The organism is Sulfurimicrobium lacus (assembly GCF_011764585.1).
GTDB lineage: Bacteria > Pseudomonadota > Gammaproteobacteria > Burkholderiales > Sulfuricellaceae > Sulfurimicrobium > Sulfurimicrobium lacus.
In genome coordinates, this window is record NZ_AP022853.1 from 1,017,119 (window position 1) to 1,035,204 (window position 18,086).

19 protein-coding genes are annotated in these 18,086 nt (G+C 63.0%); 13 read left to right on the forward strand and 6 right to left on the reverse strand.

Annotated elements, in window-relative coordinates:
* Positions 1–41: 41 nt before the first annotated feature.
* The gene (locus SKTS_RS05145; RefSeq protein ID WP_173061277.1) at positions 42–2,717 is read right to left on the reverse strand and encodes a cation-transporting P-type ATPase; all 2,676 of its coding nucleotides are present in this window, start codon (positions 2,715–2,717) and stop codon (positions 42–44) included.
* A 192-nt stretch (positions 2,718–2,909) separates the two neighbouring features.
* Here SKTS_RS05145 and SKTS_RS05150 point away from each other — a divergent pair, with 192 nt between their 5' ends.
* Positions 2,910–3,776, forward strand: a complete 867-nt coding sequence (locus SKTS_RS05150; protein ID WP_173061280.1) for a phosphoribulokinase — start codon at positions 2,910–2,912, stop codon at positions 3,774–3,776.
* A gap of 46 nt (positions 3,777–3,822) precedes the next feature.
* On the opposite strand, the gene gltX is transcribed toward SKTS_RS05150, so the two are convergent.
* The 3 genes from gltX to SKTS_RS05165 all read right to left on the reverse strand — a co-directional run bounded on the left by gltX (position 3,823) and on the right by SKTS_RS05165 (position 6,362).
* On the reverse strand, positions 3,823–5,229 hold the full coding sequence (gene gltX, locus SKTS_RS05155; RefSeq protein WP_173068952.1) for a glutamate--tRNA ligase: 1,407 nt from the start codon (positions 5,227–5,229) through the stop codon (positions 3,823–3,825).
* 82 nt (positions 5,230–5,311) lie between these two features.
* A complete protein-coding gene (locus tag SKTS_RS05160; RefSeq protein WP_173061283.1) occupies positions 5,312–5,737 on the reverse strand; it encodes a hypothetical protein in 426 nt (141 codons plus the stop codon).
* Entirely contained in the window at positions 5,718–6,362 is a 645-nt protein-coding gene (locus SKTS_RS05165) for a transcriptional regulator (protein WP_173061286.1), read from the reverse strand. Before SKTS_RS05165 ends, SKTS_RS05160 begins: the two co-directional genes overlap by 20 nt.
* Positions 6,363–6,494: 132 nt before the next feature.
* Between SKTS_RS05165 and SKTS_RS05170 the strand changes: the two genes are divergently transcribed.
* Together SKTS_RS05170 and SKTS_RS05175 are read left to right on the forward strand one after the other, a co-directional pair.
* A complete protein-coding gene (locus tag SKTS_RS05170) occupies positions 6,495–8,006 on the forward strand; it encodes a high affinity choline transporter 1 (RefSeq protein WP_173061289.1) in 1,512 nt (503 codons plus the stop codon).
* Positions 8,007–8,022: 16 nt separating this feature from the next.
* Positions 8,023–9,483, forward strand: a complete 1,461-nt coding sequence (locus SKTS_RS05175; protein ID WP_173061292.1) for an NAD-dependent succinate-semialdehyde dehydrogenase — start codon at positions 8,023–8,025, stop codon at positions 9,481–9,483.
* Between the two features lie 26 nt (positions 9,484–9,509).
* Here the strand turns inward: SKTS_RS05175 and SKTS_RS05180 are convergent, their stop codons facing one another.
* On the reverse strand, positions 9,510–9,968 hold the full coding sequence (locus SKTS_RS05180; RefSeq protein ID WP_173061295.1) for a universal stress protein: 459 nt from the start codon (positions 9,966–9,968) through the stop codon (positions 9,510–9,512).
* Between the two features lie 156 nt (positions 9,969–10,124).
* Here SKTS_RS05180 and SKTS_RS05185 point away from each other — a divergent pair, with 156 nt between their 5' ends.
* From SKTS_RS05185 to SKTS_RS05200, 4 genes are all read left to right on the forward strand, one after another.
* Positions 10,125–10,745, forward strand: a complete 621-nt coding sequence (locus tag SKTS_RS05185) for a hypothetical protein (protein ID WP_173061298.1) — start codon at positions 10,125–10,127, stop codon at positions 10,743–10,745.
* A gap of 114 nt (positions 10,746–10,859) precedes the next feature.
* Complete coding sequence (locus SKTS_RS05190) at positions 10,860–11,204, forward strand: cupin domain-containing protein (RefSeq protein WP_173061301.1); 345 nt, start codon at positions 10,860–10,862, stop codon at positions 11,202–11,204.
* Positions 11,205–11,274: 70 nt separating this feature from the next.
* The gene (locus SKTS_RS05195; RefSeq protein WP_173061304.1) at positions 11,275–11,775 is read left to right on the forward strand and encodes a BCAM0308 family protein; all 501 of its coding nucleotides are present in this window, start codon (positions 11,275–11,277) and stop codon (positions 11,773–11,775) included.
* Between the two features lie 22 nt (positions 11,776–11,797).
* Complete coding sequence (locus SKTS_RS05200) at positions 11,798–12,514, forward strand: hypothetical protein (protein ID WP_173061307.1); 717 nt, start codon at positions 11,798–11,800, stop codon at positions 12,512–12,514.
* Between the two features lie 12 nt (positions 12,515–12,526).
* Here SKTS_RS05200 and SKTS_RS05205 read toward each other — a convergent pair whose 3' ends face one another.
* Positions 12,527–12,691, reverse strand: coding sequence for a hypothetical protein (locus SKTS_RS05205; protein WP_173061310.1), 165 nt, complete (start codon positions 12,689–12,691; stop codon positions 12,527–12,529).
* A 195-nt stretch (positions 12,692–12,886) separates the two neighbouring features.
* Here SKTS_RS05205 and SKTS_RS05210 point away from each other — a divergent pair, with 195 nt between their 5' ends.
* The 6 genes from SKTS_RS05210 to sdhA all read left to right on the forward strand — a co-directional run bounded on the left by SKTS_RS05210 (position 12,887) and on the right by sdhA (position 18,034).
* On the forward strand, positions 12,887–13,339 hold the full coding sequence (locus SKTS_RS05210; RefSeq protein WP_173061313.1) for a CBS domain-containing protein: 453 nt from the start codon (positions 12,887–12,889) through the stop codon (positions 13,337–13,339).
* A 104-nt stretch (positions 13,340–13,443) separates the two neighbouring features.
* On the forward strand, positions 13,444–14,190 hold the full coding sequence (locus tag SKTS_RS05215; RefSeq protein WP_173061316.1) for a GntR family transcriptional regulator: 747 nt from the start codon (positions 13,444–13,446) through the stop codon (positions 14,188–14,190).
* A gap of 7 nt (positions 14,191–14,197) precedes the next feature.
* Entirely contained in the window at positions 14,198–15,406 is a 1,209-nt protein-coding gene (locus SKTS_RS05220) for a malic enzyme-like NAD(P)-binding protein (RefSeq protein WP_173061319.1), read from the forward strand.
* A gap of 146 nt (positions 15,407–15,552) precedes the next feature.
* Positions 15,553–15,933: a succinate dehydrogenase, cytochrome b556 subunit gene (sdhC, locus tag SKTS_RS05225; RefSeq protein ID WP_173061322.1), complete on the forward strand. Its 381-nt coding sequence runs from the start codon at positions 15,553–15,555 to the stop codon at positions 15,931–15,933.
* Complete coding sequence (gene sdhD, locus SKTS_RS05230; RefSeq protein ID WP_173061325.1) at positions 15,927–16,271, forward strand: succinate dehydrogenase, hydrophobic membrane anchor protein; 345 nt, start codon at positions 15,927–15,929, stop codon at positions 16,269–16,271. The genes sdhC and sdhD overlap by 7 nt, the downstream gene beginning before the upstream one ends.
* A complete protein-coding gene (gene sdhA, locus SKTS_RS05235; protein WP_173061328.1) occupies positions 16,271–18,034 on the forward strand; it encodes a succinate dehydrogenase flavoprotein subunit in 1,764 nt (587 codons plus the stop codon). The genes sdhD and sdhA overlap by 1 nt, the downstream gene beginning before the upstream one ends.
* Positions 18,035–18,086 lie beyond the last annotated feature (52 nt).

The following is an 18,086-nucleotide window of genomic DNA, read 5'->3' on the forward strand; positions in this document are numbered from 1 at the left end:
GTTTACCTCAGGGAATTACTTAACAGGATATGCAATTCTACTTATATTGCCGCTTTACGCAGCCGTTTTTCCACTCCGATTGTCAGGTAGATCATTGCGCTCGTTGCGATGATGCGCCCCCAGGCCCATCCGTCGATGGGTGCGGAGCCGAACCAGTGGTTCATCGCCGGCAGGTAGGTGAACAGCAGTTGCAGCGCGATCATCGCGCTCACCCCGCCTACCACCCACAGGTTGGAAAATACGCCGAGGGTGAGGATGGATTCGCTCATCGAGCGGCAGTTCAAGAGGTAAAAAATCTCGCCGAACACGAACACGTTGGCAGCCACGGTGCGAGCATAGGCAAGCGAGTGGCCATGCTTCAGCTCCCACATGAACAGCCCGAAAGAGCCGGCCAGGAGCAGCGCGCTGACGATGCCGATGCGCCACATGATGGCCGGCGTGAGGAGGGGCAGGGAAGGGGGGCGCGGCGGGCGGTTCATGATGCCTTTTTCGATGGGTTCGAAGGCCAGGGTCAGCCCCAGCAGCACCGCCGTGGTCATGTTGATCCACAAAATCTGCACCGGCAGGATGGGCAGGGCGGTGCCGAGCACGATGGCAGCGGTGATGACCAGGCCCTCGCCGAAGTTGGTGGGCAGGGTCCAGACGATGAATTTGGTGAGGTTGTCGAAAACCCCGCGTCCTTCTTCCACCGCAGCTTCGATGGAGGCGAAATTGTCGTCGGTGAGTACCATCGCGGCGGCTTCCTTGGCCACCTCGGTGCCGGTGATGCCCATCGCCACGCCGATATCCGCCTGTTTCAGTGCCGGGGCGTCGTTGACGCCGTCGCCGGTCATCGCCACCACCTGGCCGCCGGCCTGCAGCGCTTTCACCAGGCGCAGTTTCTGCTCCGGCTCGACGCGGGCGAAGACCTGGGTGTCGCATGCGACCCGGATCAGTTCGGCATCGCCGATGTTCTCCAGTTCGCGCCCGCTCAGCACGGCGATGGGCCTGCCGTCGTTGAGGGCGATGGCATGGGCGATGGCAGAGGCGGTGATGGCATGGTCGCCGGTAATCATTTTCACGGCGATGCCGGCACGGTGACAGGCTTTGATGGCGCTCACCGCTTCGGGGCGAGGCGGGTCGATCATGCCCTGCAGGCCGAGGAATACCATGTTTTCGGCGAGGTGCTCGTGTCCCAGCATGTCCTGCAACCCCTCCGGTGTTTTGTAGGCCAGAGCCAGCACGCGCAGCCCCTGTTCGGCCATGCCGACGGCGCTGAGCTCGATCGCGCCGGTGTCGAGCGGAATGATCTGACCTTGCGGGCCGAGCATGGCAACGCAGCGTTCCAGCACTTTTTCCACTGCCCCCTTGAGGTAGATCGTGCCGTCGCTGTGCAGCGTCGCCATGTACTGGTGGCGCGCTTCGAACGGCACGGCGTCGCGGCGCATGCGCCGGGCATGTTCTTCCTGCGCATTCAGCCCGGCTTTCAGCGCCGCCACGATCAAGGCGCCCTCGGTAGGGTCGCCGCCGACCTGCCAGGCGCCTTGCTTGTGCTCCAGGCTGGCATCGTTGCACAACAGGCCGGCCAGCAGGCATTCGCGCAACGCGCCCACAATCTCGGCAGGCGTGCCGTCGCGCGTGATTTCCCCGTGCGGCGCGTAGCCCACGCCGCTGACCGCAAACGCTTCTCCACCGGCGAAAATCCGCTGCACCGTCATCTGGTTCTGGGTCAGGGTGCCGGTCTTGTCGGAACAGATCACGGTGGTGCTGCCCAGGGTTTCCACCGCTGGCAACTTGCGGATGATGGCGCGGCGGCGGGCCATGCGCGATACGCCGATGGCCAGGGTGACGGTGACCGCCGCCGGCAGCCCTTCCGGGATCGCCCCCACCGCCAGCGCTACCGCCGCCATGAACATGTCGAATGCGGTTTCGCCGCGCGCCAGGCCGAGCGCGACGGTAAATGCCGCCAGGCCGAGGATGGCATAGAGCAGAATTTTGCTGAAGCGCTCGATCTTGCGCGTGAGCGGGGTGGAAAGGACGTCCACTGCCGCGATCAGGCGCGAGATGCGCCCGGTTTCGGTGGCGTCGCCGATCGCCACCACGATACCGCTGCCCTGACCGGTGGTGACCAGCGCGCCGGCATAGGCCATGTTGGCGCGGTCGGCGAGCAGGGTGTCCAGGTCCAATACGTCGGTGTGTTTCGTCGCCGGCAGCGATTCGCCAGTCAGCATGGACTCGTCGACCGTCAGTTCGCGGGTTTTAAGCAGGCGCAGGTCGGCCGGTACCTTGTCGCCCGCCGCCAGCAGCACCATGTCTCCCGGCACCAGTTGTTCAGAGGGGATGCCGAGCCTGCGTCCGTCGCGCCATACCATGGAGTTGGTGGAGATGATCCGGGTCAGGGCGGAGATGGCGTTTTCCGCCTTGCTTTCCTGAATGAAGCCGACCACCGCGTTGACCAGCACCACGCCGAAAATTACGCTGGAATCCACCCACTCCTGCAGGGCGGCAGTGATGGCGGCGGAGGCCAGCAAAATATAGATCAGGGGCTGATGAAATTGCAGCAGGAAGCGCAGCAGCGGGCCCCGGCCGGGCTTGGGCGTTAGGCTGTTGGGACCGAACCGTTCCTGGCGCCTGGAGGCTTCCGCCTGCGACAGGCCGAGCTCGGCATCGCTCTCCAGCAGCGTCGCGGCTTCCTCTCCCGGCACATGGTGCCAGGGTTTTTGCAGCAGGGTTTGCATTTACGATCGCCTCTTAAATGCGCAACGGATTTCATTATAAAGCGAACCACGGATCGGGTTTCATGGCAGATTCAGATTACAGGATTGCGAGCCTATTTGCCCGCTGACCGCCAAACGTGCAAAAATGTTCCATCAACAGCCCCGCAGGGAAAGTTTTCCTTGGTCCCGGCTGTAACCACTGTGGGGTGCTGCATGTCCAAGAAACACCCGATCATCGCTGTCACCGGCTCTTCCGGTGCAGGCGCGGAGCCGGTCATGACCGCCTTCACGCACCTGTTCTGGCGGCAAAAGGTCAAGCCGGTCGTGGTTCAGGGGGATGGTTTCCATCGATACAACCGCGAGGAGATGAAGGCGGCGGTCGCGCTTGCCGCGAGCCGTGGTCATGCGCTAACCCACTACGGGCCGGAAGGCAATCTGCTGGAAAAGCTGGAAGCGACGTTCCGCGAATATGGCGAAAGCGGCTCGGGGGAACACCGGCAATACCTTCACTGCACCGCCGACGCGTCACAATACCACCAGGATCCGGGTACCTTCACGCCTTGGGAGTCTTTTCCGAAGGAAACGGATCTGCTGTTCTACCAGGGCCTGCATGGCGGGTTCGTCTCGCCCGAACTCGACATCGCCCGGCACGTGGACCTGCTGATCGGCGTCACGCCCATCGTCAACCTGGAGTGGATACAGAAAATCAATCGCGACGCCTGCGAACGGGGCTATTCGCGCGAGGCGATCATGCACTCCATCCTGGAACGCATGCCCGACTACGTGAACCACATTACGCCGCAGTTCTCGCGCACCCACATCAATTTCCAGCGCGTGCCGGTGGTGGATACCTCCAACCCGTTCATCGCCCGGGACGTGCCGAATCTCGACGAGAGCTTCATGGTGATCCGCTTCCGCTCACCCAAGGGCGTGGATTTCCCTTACCTGCAGCGCATGATCAAGGATTCCTTCATGTCGCGCCCCAACGCCATCGTCCTGCCGGCCGGCAAGGCCATGCTGGCGATGGAAATCATCTTCCTGCCGATGCTGGACGAGCTGATGAAGAAGCGGCACGGCTGAGCATCAAACCGGGGAAAGCGCAACCGGCTTCCCCCTTGTCCAATACTCATTCCGGGATAAAACCGCTCGCGAGCTTGGCCAACTGATGGCGCAGGCGCGCCACGACTTCCTGTTTGCCGATCAGCGCCAGCACGGCGTCGACAGCAGGGGTTTGCGGCTCGCCCGTGACCAGCACGCGCAGCGGCATCGCCACCTTGGGAAACTTGAGGCCATGCGCGGCGACGGTGGATTTCATCACCTCGTGGATCGCCTCGCGCGTCCATTCGATGGTTTCGAAGCGGTCCGAGAGTTCCGCCATAACCGGCAGGATGTCCGTTGTGACGTGCTGTTCCAGCACCTGTGTTTCCGGGTCGAGCGGACGGTAGAAATACACCGCCGCGTCGGCCAGTTCTTCCACGGTCTTGACGCGCTCGCGGAGCAGTTCCACCACCTGGGCGAAATCCGGCCCGTGCGAGCAGTCGCAGCCATCGCGCAGCATGAAGGGCCTGCTCAGTTCGGCCAGGCGGCTGGCATCGGCCTGCTTGAGATGGTGTGCGCTGACCCAGGCCAGTTTCTCGGCGTCGAAACGCGCGGCTGATTTCGATACCCCGGCGAGATCGAACCATTCCACAAACTGCGCCATGGTGAACAGTTCCTCATCTCCCCTGGCCCAGCCCAGGCGCGCCAGATAGTTCAGCATGGCTTCCGGCAGGAAACCGGCCTTCTCGTAGTCCAGAACGGAAACGGAAGCATGCCGCTTGGACAGCTTTTCTCCATCCGCGCCCAGGATCATGGAGAGATGCGCGTACTGCGGCAAGGGCGCGCCGAGCGCCTTGAGGATGTTGATCTGGCGCGGGGTGTTGTTGATGTGGTCGTCGCCGCGAATGACGTGGGTGATCTGCATGTCCCAGTCGTCCACCACCACGCAGAAATTGTAGGTGGGCGTGCCGTCCGAACGGGCAATGATGAGGTCGTCCAGCTCGCAGTTGTTGACCACGATACGACCCTTGACCAGGTCGTCGATCACTACCGCGCCGTCGAGCGGGTTCTTGAAACGCACCACGGGCGAAACGCCGGCCGGCGGCGTGGCCCTGGAATCGCGCCAGCGCCGGTCGTAGCGCGGTTTCTCGCCGCGCGCGATCTGCTCCTCGCGCATGGCTTCCAGTTCTTCCTTGCTGGCGTAGCAGTAGTACGCCTTGCCTTCCTCGATCAGCTGCTTGAGCACTTCGCGGTAACGGTCCATGCGCTGCATCTGGTAGAACGGGCCTTCGTCGTAGTCCAGCCCGAGCCAAGCCATGGCGTCCAGGATGACCTGGGTGTTTTCCGGCGTGGAGCGCTCCAGGTCGGTGTCCTCGACGCGCAGGATGAACGTGCCCTTGTGGCGCCGGGCAAAGGCCCAGGAAAACAGCGCGGTGCGGGCACCGCCGAGGTGCAGGTAGCCGGTGGGGCTGGGAGCGAAACGGGTACGGACCATGGTCATGGGTAGCTTAGGAAAAAACGCGCATTTTACGCCATGAGCGGATAAGCCGCCATGGCCGGGCTGCGCGAGTCCAGGATTATTCCGGTGGCACCGGACCGAGCTTCGCGACGCGCTCGGTAACCGCTCGCGCAACGCGGAGCAGCGCTGCCACGAGCGCATCGTCGACGTCCAGATCGCCTTCGTATTCAGCAAGGTTGCGCTTGCTGTGCGCCTGATCGAGCACACGCCATTGCACGGCGTCGAGGTCCAGCGTGTGGGGCAAGGTCTGGAATACCAGGTAACGGTTTTCGGAACGGTAACCATGCCAGCGCAGCGCCGCCAGCGACAAGGCATGCGCCGCGTTATAGGCGAGATCGAAGCGACTCTCCAGGGAAAGCGCCGCATTCTCCGCGTCGCGCAGGCGTACCATGCCGGAACGGACCAGCCCGTCGAATTCGGACTGCGCCGGAGGTTCAGCCTTGAGCTTGCCGATGCGGACGAGGTTATCCAGCGAGGAGGTCATCGCGATCTTCCGTCAGCCGGATGGTTTCGCCGCCCAGTACCTTGACGAGAAACGGGGTGCCGTCCGTCCTGCGGCGGCGGAACTCCGCTACGTTATACAAGGTCGGGCTGACGCGGCGACCGAGTTGCTGCTCGACCGGTGTCAGCGCGGAATAAAGTTGCTCCAGCGTCAGCACGTCGGACACGATCAACAGGTCGATGTCGCTATGGGCCGTGTCACTGCGTTTTGCCACGGAGCCGTAAACCAGCGCCAGCCGCACCTGGTCGCCGAGGGGCATCAGCGCTGCGCGCAACACCTCAGCAGGGCCCAGGGTCTTGGTCACGATGCCGCGCAACTCCTCGAAAATCGGCGCTGCCGGGTTGGCCTGGTAATGTTTCTGGCTGCCGATGCGCGTTACCGTCACCAACCCGCTTTCCACCAGGCGTCGAAGCTCGCGTTGCACAGCGCCCGACCCGGCGCCGATCAGGCCGATCAGCTCGTTGGTAAAAAAGCTGCGTTTCGGCTGGCCGAACAGCAACGCCAGCACGCGCTGCTGCGTTGTCGAAAACAGCGCATCGGCGAGCCCCGTGCGCGCCGGAACGGGGGCGCGCCCTGCTGCGGAACTTGGTTCGAGTGGTTCGGTCATGTGGTTTGTACCCATTTCGGGCATGTTAATGCCCTTTTTGGGTACGAGCAAGCCTGCGGTTCATGGGCGTCGCTGGCAGCCGGAAAATCAATCTGCTAAAGTTCGAGCAACTTTTTTGCAAGACTGATAACAATGCTGCTCTGGTTCGTCATCGCTTATTGGGTCATTTCCGTCAGTATCGGCCTGTTCGTCTCCACCCGCGTCCACAACACGCGGGATTTCGCCGTCGCCGGCCGGCATTTGCCGTTCTACATGGTCACGGCGACGGTGTTCGCCACCTGGTTCGGGTCCGAGACGGTGCTCGGCATTCCCGCCACCTTTCTCAAGGATGGCCTGAAAGGCGTGGTGGCCGATCCCTTCGGTTCGGCCATGTGCCTGATCCTGGTGGGGCTGTTCTTCGCTGCGCCGCTCTACCGCATGAACCTGCTGACCATAGGCGACTACTACAAGCAGCGCTTCGGACGCGGCGTCGAGGTGCTGACCAGCATCGCCATCGTGCTGTCTTACCTGGGCTGGGTCGGCGCCCAGATCACCGCGCTGGGACTGGTGTTCAACGTGGTTTCGGCGGGCGAGATCAGCAAGCTCGCTGGCATGTGGATCGGTTCCTTCACCATCCTGATCTATACCTTCTTCGGCGGGATGTGGGCGGTGGCCGTTACCGACTTCATCCAGATGATCATCATCGTGCTCGGCATGCTGTATATCGGCAACGAGGTCAGCGGCATGGTGGGCGGGGTGGGCGTGGTGGTCGACCATGCCATGCAGGCCAACAAGTTCGAATTCTGGCCGGCGCTGGACGCCAAGGAAATGCTCGGTTTCATCGCCGCGTGGGTCACCATGATGTTCGGTTCCATCCCGCAGCAGGACGTGTTCCAGCGCGTGCAGTCGTCGAAAACCGAGAAGATCGCGGTGTGGGGCTCGGTGCTCGGCGGCGTGCTGTATTTCGGTTTCGCCTTCGTGCCGATGTTCCTGGCCTACTCGGCGACCCTGCTCGACCCGGCGATGGTGGCCGGGCTCATCAACACCGATTCGCAACTCATTCTGCCCCGGCTGGTGCTCGACAAGGCGCCGCTTGTCGCGCAGGTGCTGTTCTTCGGCGCGCTGCTCTCTGCGATCAAGAGCTGCGCCTCGGCGACCTTGCTGGCGCCGTCGGTTTCCTTCACCGAAAACATCCTCAAGCCGATGATGGGAAAAATGTCCGATCGCCGGCTGCTGCTCTCCATGCGTATCGTGACCGTGGTTTTCACCGTGCTGGTCACCCTCTACGCCACGCATTCGAAAGCGAGCATTTTCAAGATGGTGGAGAGCGCCTACCAGGTCACCCTGGTGACGGCGTTCATTCCGCTGCTGGCCGGCATCTACTGGAAGCGCGCCACCAACCAGGGCGCGCTGCTGTCGATCTTCTGCGGCCTGGCGGTGTGGCTGCCGCTGCTGGTGTTCGGTCCAGATGATCCCTTCGTGCCGGCCCAGCTCGCCGGGCTCATCGCCAGCGCCGCCGGCATGGTGGCAGGCTCGCTGTTGCCCAACAGGATAGGCAATCCGTTGCCCGAAGAACCCGAGCATATGCTGCTCCATCACCATGCCGCGGCGCAGACCCATCACGTCGCCGAGCATCCTCTCCCGTCGTCTCTTGGCGAAAAATAACGCCGCAGGAGGTTTCATGTCGCTTCAGCTGAGTTACCCGGCGCTCCTCAGGCAGAGCACGGCCTGGCTGGCCGGAGAATGGGTTGGCGCCGATTCGGGGGCGAAAATCGCCGTGACCAATCCCGCAAATGGGGACCTCATCGCCGAAGTGCCGCGCATGGGGCGCGCTGAAACGGAGCGTGCCATCAACGCTGCCGCCGTGGCGCATAAAGAGTGGCGGGCGCTCACCGCCAAGGCGCGCTCGGCAACGCTCAAGCGCTGGTTTGCGCTGATCATGCAGCACCAGGAAGACCTGGCGCGCCTGCTCACCGCAGAGCAGGGCAAGCCGCTGGGCGAAGCGCGCGGCGAAATCGCCTATGGCGCCAGCTTCATCGAGTGGTTTGCCGAGGAGGCCAAGCGGGTTTACGGCGAGGTCATCCCCGCGCCGCTCGGCGACCGTCGCCTGATGGTGCTGAAGCAGCCGATCGGCGTCACGGCGGCGATTACGCCGTGGAATTTCCCCAACGCCATGATTACGCGCAAGGTCGGCCCCGCGCTGGCGGCCGGCTGCGCCATGATCGTCAAGCCCGCCGGGCAGACGCCGCTGTCGGCCCTCGCGCTGGCGGTGCTGGCCGAGGAGGCCGGCATTCCGGGCGGCGTGTTCCAGGTCGTTACCGGTGACGCGCGGGAAATCGGCGACGTGCTGTGCGCGAGCCCGGTGGTCGCCAAGCTGTCGTTCACCGGCTCCACTGCAACGGGGCGCATCCTGATGCGCCAGAGCGCCGACACCGTCAAGAAACTGTCGCTCGAACTGGGCGGCAACGCGCCCTTCATCGTGTTCGACGACGCCGATCTCGACGCCGCCGTGGAGGGCGCCATCGCCAGCAAATACCGCAACGCCGGACAGACCTGCGTGTGCGCCAACCGCCTGTTCGTGCAGGACGGCGTGTTCGACGCCTTTGCGCAAAAGCTGGCGGCCAGGGTCGCGACCTTGCAGGTGGGCGACGGCTTCGGCGAGGGGGTGACGCAGGGGCCGCTGATCGACGAGGCGGCGCTGGCCAAGGTGGAAAGCCACGTGGCGGACGCCGTCGCCAAGGGGGCGAAACTCGTTGTCGGCGGCAAGCGTCACGCGCTGGGCGGGACTTTTTTCGAGCCGACCGTGCTGGCCGACGTCAGCCCGGAGTCGATGATCTTCCGCGAGGAAACCTTCGGCCCGGTGGCGCCGCTGTTCCGCTTCAAGAGCGACGACGAAGTGGTCGAACTGGCCAACCGCACCGAGTTCGGCCTGGCCTCGTATTTCTATAGCCGCGACATCGGCAGAATCTGGCGTGTCGCCGAAGCGCTGGAATACGGCATGGTGGGCGTCAACACCGGCCTGATTTCGAACGAGGTGGCGCCGTTTGGCGGCGTCAAGCAATCCGGCCTGGGGCGCGAGGGCTCGCACCACGGTATCGACGAATATCTGGAGATCAAGTACGTCTGCATGGCCGGCCTGTAGGTTTTCGCCGGCCGACCAATCGGCGATCACGCGCCGGCGTTATTCCCGCGTATCAGCAATACCGGCACGGCTGCGGTGCGCACCACGCCCTCGGCCACGCTGCCCATCAGCAGGCGGTGCATGCCGTGGCGCCCGTGGGTGCCGATGACGATGACGTCCGCAGACCAGGTCTTGGCCTCTTCGGCGATCATTTCCGGAATCCGGTAACCGATGGTGTCGATTTCAAGCAGTTTTCCCTGGCAGCTCACCCCTGCCTGCTTTGCGCGATCAGTTGCATTATGCAATACGCTTTCCGCACTTCGCCGTATGGCGTTCAACCATTCCGGAAGGGAATAAAAATCACCTTCGGTATTGAGTGTGATCGTGTTGAGCACATGCACCAGGTGCAACTCCCCACCGGACTCCTTGGCAATCTTGATCGCCTCGTCCAGCGCGAGATTCGATGTTAGGCTTCCGTCAACTGCAACCAGGATACGCTTGTACATGTTTTCACCACGCCCTATGAAGGTTCAAATGAGGTTAAAAGTCTGAAATAAATGCTATTCCCATGTTTTGGCGATGGATATAGGTAAAAACACGTACTTGCGCCGCGTTACGGTTCGCATTCGCCGTGCCTCGCCGGCTGGCTGTTACAATGATCCATGAACGACAAAATCCGCCACATACTCAGCCAGATCACCGTCCTCGAAGACGAGTTGCGCACCTCGTTGCAGGAACAGGAAGGGCGTCTGCGCTACCAGATCGAGGGCAAGCGCGTCGAGTTCGAACACGTCGTCAAGGATGCACATGTCAAGCTGAAGCGCGGCTTGTTCGCCTGGTTTCTGACTGTCCGTCCGCAGAACTACCTCACCGCCCCGATCATCTACGGCATGGCTGTTCCACTGGCCTCGATCGATCTGTTCGTCTCCTTTTACCAGCTGACTTGTTTCCCGGTTTACGGCATCGCCAGGGCGCGGCGCGCCGACTACATCGTGTTCGACCATCAGCACCTGGCATACCTCAACGTCATCGAGAAATTCCACTGCCTCTATTGCTCATACGCCACCGGGGTGCTGGCCTACGCACGCGAGGTGACGGCCCGCACCGAGCAGTATTTCTGCCCGATCAAGCACGCGCGCAAAATACTCAGCGCCCATCGGCGCTATGCCTATTTCCTGGATTATGGCGAGGCGGACGATTTTCACGTCCGGCTGGAAGAATTCCGTAAGCTGCTTGCGCAGGAACTCGAATGTAGCGCCGCACCTGAAAATGACAGCAACTAGCGTGTAAACACCTCCTTTGCCCTTGACGAGGGATAGGGGTTATTCCGTATATACCGGCATGCAAAAGCCTGACATCATCAAGTTAGGCGGCCAGAACGTACAGAGGAGACCTCGATGAGAAACGAGCAGGCGGCACCTGAGACGAAAGGTGTTACGGTGAAGTTACTAGCAGCGCTTGACCTTGGCCCTGAAATCGAGGGCATGGCAGGGCGCCAACTTCGAATGCGAATGGTGACTATCGAACCTGGAGGGGTCTTCGGCCCGATTCACGACCATAAAGACAGGCCGGGAATGGTCTACATACTGCAAGGATCGATCACTGACCATCGAAATGGGGTGGCTAAGGAGTATGGGCCGGGAGTGGGCTGGCCCGAGGATAAGAACACCACGCACTGGCTTGAGAATAGTGGAACGACGCCGGCGGTGGAGATCTCAGTCGATATAGTCAGGCAACAGTAAGCTCAGGCCCGACTTACCCCGGTTGCCGCTGAGCTTGAATCTTTCGCCATACTGCAAATGGAGGTGTGCCATGAGTACGAGATCGATCCCCCCCGGTTTTCATCCTGTTCGCCACGATCGCCTGTTGCAGGAGCAGGTACATGACGCCTATAAGAGCAAGGGGAAGCTGCACGACCCCACCGTCTGCCCGCAGTGCGGCGCGTATTTTCACGACGGCCGCTGGCAGTGGGGCACGGCGCCGGCCGGCGCGCACCAGGAAACCTGTCCCGCCTGCCATCGCATGCACGACCAGTATCCCGCCGGATTCCTCTATCTGGCCGGGCCGTTTTTCCAGGCCCACCGCGAAGAGATCATGCATCTGGTGCACCACCACGAGCAGCGCGAGCGCGCGGAACACCCGCTGCAGCGCATCATGGCGGTGGAAGAGCGCGACGGCGAGACGCTGGTGACGACGACCGACATCCACCTTGCCCGGGGCATCGGCGAGGCCGTGCACCACGCCTATCAGGGCGAACTGGAGTTTCACTACAACCCCGAGGAAAGCCTGCTGCGCGTCCACTGGACGCATTGACGCACTTCGCCCGGGGCGCGTCATGGAGCATGCCGCAAACGCGGATGGCCGCACGCCCGACCCTCTGGCTTTGGTCGCGGAAAGGGGCGGCGGTTACGCGGCCATGCTCGGCATCGACCTTGCCGGCTTGAGCCCGGATGCCGTGCACCAGTGGTTTCTCGCCGCCGAACTTTACGGCGCGCGCATCCCGGAAAGCGTCGCCACCCGAACCTGGCGCGAGTTCAAGCGGGACGGCGTGCTGCTGCCGCAGCAGCTGGTCGAAGCCGGGTGGGACAGGCTGGTCGCCATTCTCGACCGTGGAGGCTACGTGCGCTACGACTATAAGACCGCAACCAAGCTGCTCGACGTCAGCCGGGCACTGCTCGACGGCTATGGCGGCAGCCTCGCTGCCCTTCATGCCGCGGCAGCGGACGCCGCTGACCTGGAGCGGCGCATCATGGCGCTGGGCAAAGGCATCGGCCGGGTAACGAGCGAGATTTTCCTGCGCGAAATGCGCGGCAAATGGGAGAAAGCCGATCCCCCGCTTGCGCCCCTCGCGCTCATGGCGGCCCAGGCCTTGGGTTATCTGCCGAATGGCATGGGCGACGAGCGCGAAGCCCTGCTTCAGCTGCAGCGCCTATGGGCCGAACGCGGCATGACGGCAGACGGCTTCGCCGATTTCGAATCGGCGCTGGTGCGCGAGGGGTTGATGCGGCGGCGCGGCGAGATGCGCCACCACAGTCATGGCGCTCACGGGTAAACCGCGCTCCGCTTATTTGCGGCGACCGAGCACTGCGCCGATAATTTCGAGCGCGATCGCCAGCGCTACCAGCACCGCGCCGGCCCACTCGTTCGGCGGTGCCAGGAAGAGCATCAGGCCGCCCAGTATCAGGAGGATTAGCGACAGGGTTCGTCGAGTACGAGGGTTCTTGATCATGGCTTCGTCTCCTCACGTCGGTGTATAAAGATGATAAGCCAACGGGCGCGCCTTAGCGAGACGTCTAATACATGGGCAGCATATGCTGATATACCAGCAACAACCCATTGCTTTTCGGGTTTCTGAAGTCCTAAATGAATTAAAACGTTTGTGCATCGCTATTGTTCGAATCGCAACTCGGGGAGGATTGTCATCATGGCCATAGGTGAAATTTGCAATCGTGAAGTGGTCTTCGCGCAGCGGGAAACTACCGTGCTGGAAGCCGCCCGCCTGATGCGCCAGCATCACGTCGGGGATCTGGTGGTGGTCGACGAGGACGGCGGCAAGCGGGTGCCGGTGGGGATCGTCACCGACCGCGACGTGGTGCTGGAAATCGTTTGCATGGAGCTGGACGCATCGGTGCTGACAGCAGGCGACATCATGGGCCTGGAACTCGCGACGGTGCGGGAGAACGAAGGGGTATTCGAGACCATTCGCTACATGCGGGCCAAAGGGGTGCGCCGCATCCCGGTAGTGGATGCCCGGGGGGGACTCGTCGGCATCGTGACCCTGGACGACCTGGTGCAAATCCTGGCGGAAGAAATGAACGAGCTGGCCAAGCTGATCGCCACGGAAGGGCGGCGCGAAAGGCAAACGCGTTACGCTTGAAGCGAGAGCATCGCCAACCGTGCCGCCAGGCCGAAACGAGACCCATGTGTCTTATATAAGACTTATGGACTCGCGGGTGGTTTTCTGTTATAAATTTTCGCCATATGCGAAAAGAAACCGCCACCCCCAGCTTCCTGCCGCTCTATGAGCAAATCAAGCAATTGATCCTGCGCGCGCTGTCGGATGGCGAGTGGCAGCCGGGTGCCGCGATTCCCAGCGAGATGGAGCTGGCGCGCCGTTACCAGGTGAGCCAGGGCACGGTGCGCAAGGCGCTTGACGAACTGGTGATGGACAACATCCTGGTGCGGCGTCAGGGCAAGGGGACCTTCGTCGCCACCCACGCCGACGACGGCACCGCTTACCGCTTTCTGCGCCTGATGAGCCTGAGCGGCGAGCAGGAATACCCGCACAGCGAGTTCATTGTATTCAGCCGCGGCAAGGCCGACGCGCAGGTGGCAAGTCGGCTGGGCGTCTCGCCCGGCAGCGCGCTGGCGATCCTGCGCCGGGTATTGACGTTTTCCGGCGCGCCGGTGGTGTACGACGACATTCGCCTGCCGGCGGCGCTGTTGAAGGGGGTGTCGATCGCGATGATCGAGGACCACGTCAACGCGCACAAGGGAACCCTGTATTCGCTTTACGAAGCCCAGTACCAGATACGCATCATCGCAGCTCACGAGCGCATCCGCGCCACGCTGGCGGATGCCGTCGTCGCGCCCTTGCTCGGCGTGGCGGTCGGCGCGCCGCTGCTGGCCATCGAGCGGGTGGCGTTCACTTACAAGAACCAGCCGGTGGAATGGCGCATGAGCTACGTCAACACCGCGCGACACTATCATTTCGACGAACTGAACTAGGATCAGCATGGACAACCTGAAACAAAACGCCCTCGATTATCACGAGTTTCCCCGGCCGGGCAAACTCTCGGTGGAGTCTTCCAAGCCGTGCGCCACGGCGGCGGAACTGTCGCTCGCCTATACCCCCGGCGTTGCCGCGCCGGTGCGCGAGATCCACGCCGACGCGGAAAACGCCTACCGCTACACCAACAAGGGCAACCTGGTGGCGGTGATCACCGACGGCACGGCGATCCTCGGCCTGGGCAATCTCGGGCCGCTCGCGTCCAAGCCGGTGATGGAAGGCAAGGCGGTGTTGTTCAAGCGCTTCGCCAACGTCGACGTGTTCGACATCGAAGTCAATGCGCCCAGCGTCGAGTCCTTCATCGAGACCGTGGTGAACATAGCCCCCACCTTCGGCGGCATCAACCTGGAAGACATCGCCGCGCCCCATTGCTTCGAAATCGAGAAGGCGCTCAAGGAACGGCTGGACATCCCGGTGTTCCACGATGACCAGCACGGCACCGCCATCATCATCTGCGCCGGCCTGCTCAACGCGCTGGAGCTGCAGGGCAAGACGCTGGCCAAGGCCAAACTGGTGTGTCTCGGCGCCGGTGCCGCCGGGCTGGCGGGCATGCGCCTGCTCATCGCCATGGGCGCGAAGAAGGAAAACATGACCCTGGTGGACTCCAAGGGCGTGATCCACAGCGGCCGTACCGACCTCAACGCCCACAAGCAGGAATTCGCCAAGGAAACGCCGCTGCGCACCCTGGCGGAGGCGATGCAGGACGCGGACGTGTTTATCGGCGTGTCCGGCGCCAACCTAGTGACCGGGGACGATCTCAAGCGCATGGCGCCCAAGCCCATCGTGTTCGCCATGGCCAACCCCGACCCCGAAATCCTGCCCGCCGACGCCCACGCCGCGCGCAGCGACCTGATCATGGCCACCGGACGTTCGGATTTTCCCAACCAGGTGAACAATGTGCTGGGCTTTCCCTACATCTTCCGCGGTGCGCTGGATGCGCGCGCCAAGTCCATCACCCAGGACATGATGATCGCCGCCGTGCGGGCGCTGGCCGACCTGGCCAAGGAAGCGGTGCCGCTGGAAGTGCTCAAGGCCTACAATGCCAAGTCGATGTCCTTCGGCAAGGACTACATCCTGCCCAAGCCCTTCGATCCACGCCTGATCGAGCGCATCCCGCCTGCCGTGGCAGCTGCCGCGCGCGCATCTGGCGCATAGACATATTCCCTCCCCTTGTACTCGGGTGCTTTGGCCGGGTGCTTCAAGGGGAGGGCCAGGGTGGGGATGGGGCGCTTTCGTTGCTAACCCATCCCCCTCCCAACCTCCCCCTTGAAGGGGGAGGGGTAATCAGGAGGTGGCTGTTAATGGATATACCCGGTAAACGCCCGGTTTACCTCAACCTGTTCAAGATCAGGTTGCCGTTGCCGGGGGTGGTGTCCATCATGCACCGCGCCAGCGGGGCGTTGTTGTTCCTGGTGCTGCCGCCGCTGCTTTACGCGCTGCAGCTCAGCCTCGCATCGGAACAGGGGTTCGCCACGGTGCACGAATGGTTGCGGCTGCCGCTGGTGAAGTTGCTGCTGATCGGCACCGTATGGGGCTACCTGCACCACTTCTGCATGGGCTTGCGTTACCTTGCCCTGGATCTGGATATCGGGGTGGACCTGCCCCAGGCGCGCTTCAGTTCCAAGCTGGTGCTGGCGGTCAGCATAGTCGCCACGCTGCTGTTCGGGGTATGGCTATGGTAAAGCGCATCGTCAGCGGCGCTCATTACGGCCTCAAGGACTGGCTGGTGCAGCGCGTCACCGCCGTGGTGATGGCGCTCTATAGCCTGTTCCTGATCGGCTTCTTCCTGACCCAGCCGCTATCATTCGAATCCTGGCAGGGGCTGTTCCATGGTCAGCCGATGCGTCTCGCCAGCCTGGTGTTCCTGTTCAGCGTGTTCATCCACGCCTGGGTGGGGATGCGCGACATTTTCATGGACTATGTCCACCCCACCGTCATCCGCCTCACGCTGCACGTGGCGGTGATCCTGGCCCTGGCGGCCTACGCCTTCTGGGCGGCGCAGATTTTGTGGAGCGTGTGATGACGATTGCCAAACGGACTTTCGATGCAGTGATCGTCGGCGGCGGTGGCGCCGGCCTGCGGGCAGCCTTGCAGCTGGCCCATGCCGACCTCAAGGTGGCGGTGGTGTCCAAGGTGTTTCCCACCCGCTCCCACACCGTGTCCGCCCAGGGCGGCATCGCCGCCAGCCTCGGCAACGTGAGCGACGACAACTGGCACTGGCACATGTACGACACCGTCAAGGGCTCGGACTACCTCGGCGACCAGGATGCCATCGAGTTCATGTGCCGTCAGGCCAACGAGGCGGTGATCGAGCTGGAGCACTACGGCATGCCGTTCGACCGGCTGGAGAACGGCAAGATCTACCAGCGCCCGTTCGGCGGCATGACGCAGGATTATGGCGGCGCGCCGGCGGTGCGCACCTGCGCCGTGGCGGACCGCACCGGCCATGCCATGCTGCACACGCTGTACCAGCGCAACATCGCGGCCAGGACGCACTTCTTCGAGGAATATTTCGCCGTCGACCTGGTCATGGACCCGCATGGTTACGCGCTGGGCGTGGTGGCGCTGGGGATCGAATCCGGCGAACCGATTTTCATCGAGGCGCGCGCCACCATCCTTGCCACCGGCGGGGCAGGGCGCATCTTCTCCGCCACCACCAACGCCCTGATCAACACCGGCGACGGGCTGGGCATGGCGCTCAGGGCCGGCATTCCGCTCGAGGACATGGAGTTCTGGCAGTTCCACCCCACCGGGGTTTACGGCGCCGGGGTGCTGATCACCGAGGGCGTGCGCGGCGAGGGCGGCTACCTGGTGAACAAGAACGGCGAGCGCTTCATGGAACGCTACGCGCCCAACGCCAAGGACCTGGCCAGCCGCGACGTGGTGTCGCGCGCCATGGCGGTGGAGATTTTCGAGGGGCGCGGTTGCGGCAAGAACGGCGACCACGTGCTGCTCAAGCTCGACCACCTCGGCCCCGACGTGATCCAGCAGCGCCTGCCCGGCATCCGCGAACTGGCGCTGAAATTCGCCCATGTCGACCCCGCTGTCGATCCCATCCCGGTGGTGCCCACGGTGCATTACATGATGGGCGGCATCCCCACCAACCTGCAGGGGCAGGTGGTGATGCCGACCGGTACCGGGCCGGAAGAAGCCGTGCCGGGCCTGTACGCCATCGGCGAGTGCGCCTGCGTCTCGGTGCACGGCGCCAACCGCCTGGGCTCCAACTCGCTGCTCGACCTGATCGTGTTCGGCCGCGCCGCCGGCAACGACGTGATCGCGTACTGTCGCGAAAACCCCTTTCCCCGCGCCGTTCCCGCTGAAGCACTGGCGCAGATCATGGCGCGCCTGGCGCGCTGGGAACGCAAGGGCGACGGCATCACCGTGCCGGAACTGCGCGAGGAAATGCGCAAGACCATGCAGCAGCATTGCGGCGTGTTCCGCACGGAGGAAGTGCTGCAGGAAGGCGTGAAAAAGATGATGGAAATCGCCGCCAGGCTCCCCGACGTGGTGCTGCGCGACCACAGCAAGGTCTACAACACCGGGCGCATCGAGGCGCTGGAACTGGAAAACCTCATGGCGGTGGCGCTGGCCACCATGGTGTCCGCCGCGGCGCGCCAGGAAAGCCGCGGCGCGCATGCCCGCGACGACTACCCGGCGCGCGACGACAAGGCGTGGATGAAGCACACGCTCTACCTTGCCGACGGCCACCGCCTCGACTACAAGCCGGTGCGCCTCAAGCCGCTCACGGTGGAGGCGTTCCAGCCCAAGGCAAGGGTTTACTAGGGAGTGAAGAGTGAAGAGTGAAAAGTGAAGGGTGCGCAGTGGATAATTTTAC

Excerpts from the sequence above, each read along its gene's own strand:
- SKTS_RS05145 (WP_173061277.1), bottom strand. The coding sequence starts at position 2,717 with ATGCAAACCCTGCTGCAAAAACCCTGGCACCATGTGCCGGGAGAGGAA.
- SKTS_RS05150 (WP_173061280.1), top strand. The coding sequence starts at position 2,910 with ATGTCCAAGAAACACCCGATCATCGCTGTCACCGGCTCTTCCGGTGCA.
- gltX (WP_173068952.1), bottom strand. The coding sequence starts at position 5,229 with ATGGTCCGTACCCGTTTCGCTCCCAGCCCCACCGGCTACCTGCACCTC.
- SKTS_RS05160 (WP_173061283.1), bottom strand. The coding sequence starts at position 5,737 with ATGACCTCCTCGCTGGATAACCTCGTCCGCATCGGCAAGCTCAAGGCT.
- SKTS_RS05165 (WP_173061286.1), bottom strand. The coding sequence starts at position 6,362 with ATGACCGAACCACTCGAACCAAGTTCCGCAGCAGGGCGCGCCCCCGTT.
- SKTS_RS05170 (WP_173061289.1), top strand. The coding sequence starts at position 6,495 with ATGCTGCTCTGGTTCGTCATCGCTTATTGGGTCATTTCCGTCAGTATC.
- SKTS_RS05175 (WP_173061292.1), top strand. The coding sequence starts at position 8,023 with ATGTCGCTTCAGCTGAGTTACCCGGCGCTCCTCAGGCAGAGCACGGCC.
- SKTS_RS05180 (WP_173061295.1), bottom strand. The coding sequence starts at position 9,968 with ATGTACAAGCGTATCCTGGTTGCAGTTGACGGAAGCCTAACATCGAAT.
- SKTS_RS05185 (WP_173061298.1), top strand. The coding sequence starts at position 10,125 with ATGAACGACAAAATCCGCCACATACTCAGCCAGATCACCGTCCTCGAA.
- SKTS_RS05190 (WP_173061301.1), top strand. The coding sequence starts at position 10,860 with ATGAGAAACGAGCAGGCGGCACCTGAGACGAAAGGTGTTACGGTGAAG.
- SKTS_RS05195 (WP_173061304.1), top strand. The coding sequence starts at position 11,275 with ATGAGTACGAGATCGATCCCCCCCGGTTTTCATCCTGTTCGCCACGAT.
- SKTS_RS05200 (WP_173061307.1), top strand. The coding sequence starts at position 11,798 with ATGGAGCATGCCGCAAACGCGGATGGCCGCACGCCCGACCCTCTGGCT.
- SKTS_RS05205 (WP_173061310.1), bottom strand. The coding sequence starts at position 12,691 with ATGATCAAGAACCCTCGTACTCGACGAACCCTGTCGCTAATCCTCCTG.
- SKTS_RS05210 (WP_173061313.1), top strand. The coding sequence starts at position 12,887 with ATGGCCATAGGTGAAATTTGCAATCGTGAAGTGGTCTTCGCGCAGCGG.
- SKTS_RS05215 (WP_173061316.1), top strand. The coding sequence starts at position 13,444 with ATGCGAAAAGAAACCGCCACCCCCAGCTTCCTGCCGCTCTATGAGCAA.
- SKTS_RS05220 (WP_173061319.1), top strand. The coding sequence starts at position 14,198 with ATGGACAACCTGAAACAAAACGCCCTCGATTATCACGAGTTTCCCCGG.
- sdhC (WP_173061322.1), top strand. The coding sequence starts at position 15,553 with ATGGATATACCCGGTAAACGCCCGGTTTACCTCAACCTGTTCAAGATC.
- sdhD (WP_173061325.1), top strand. The coding sequence starts at position 15,927 with ATGGTAAAGCGCATCGTCAGCGGCGCTCATTACGGCCTCAAGGACTGG.
- sdhA (WP_173061328.1), top strand. The coding sequence starts at position 16,271 with ATGACGATTGCCAAACGGACTTTCGATGCAGTGATCGTCGGCGGCGGT.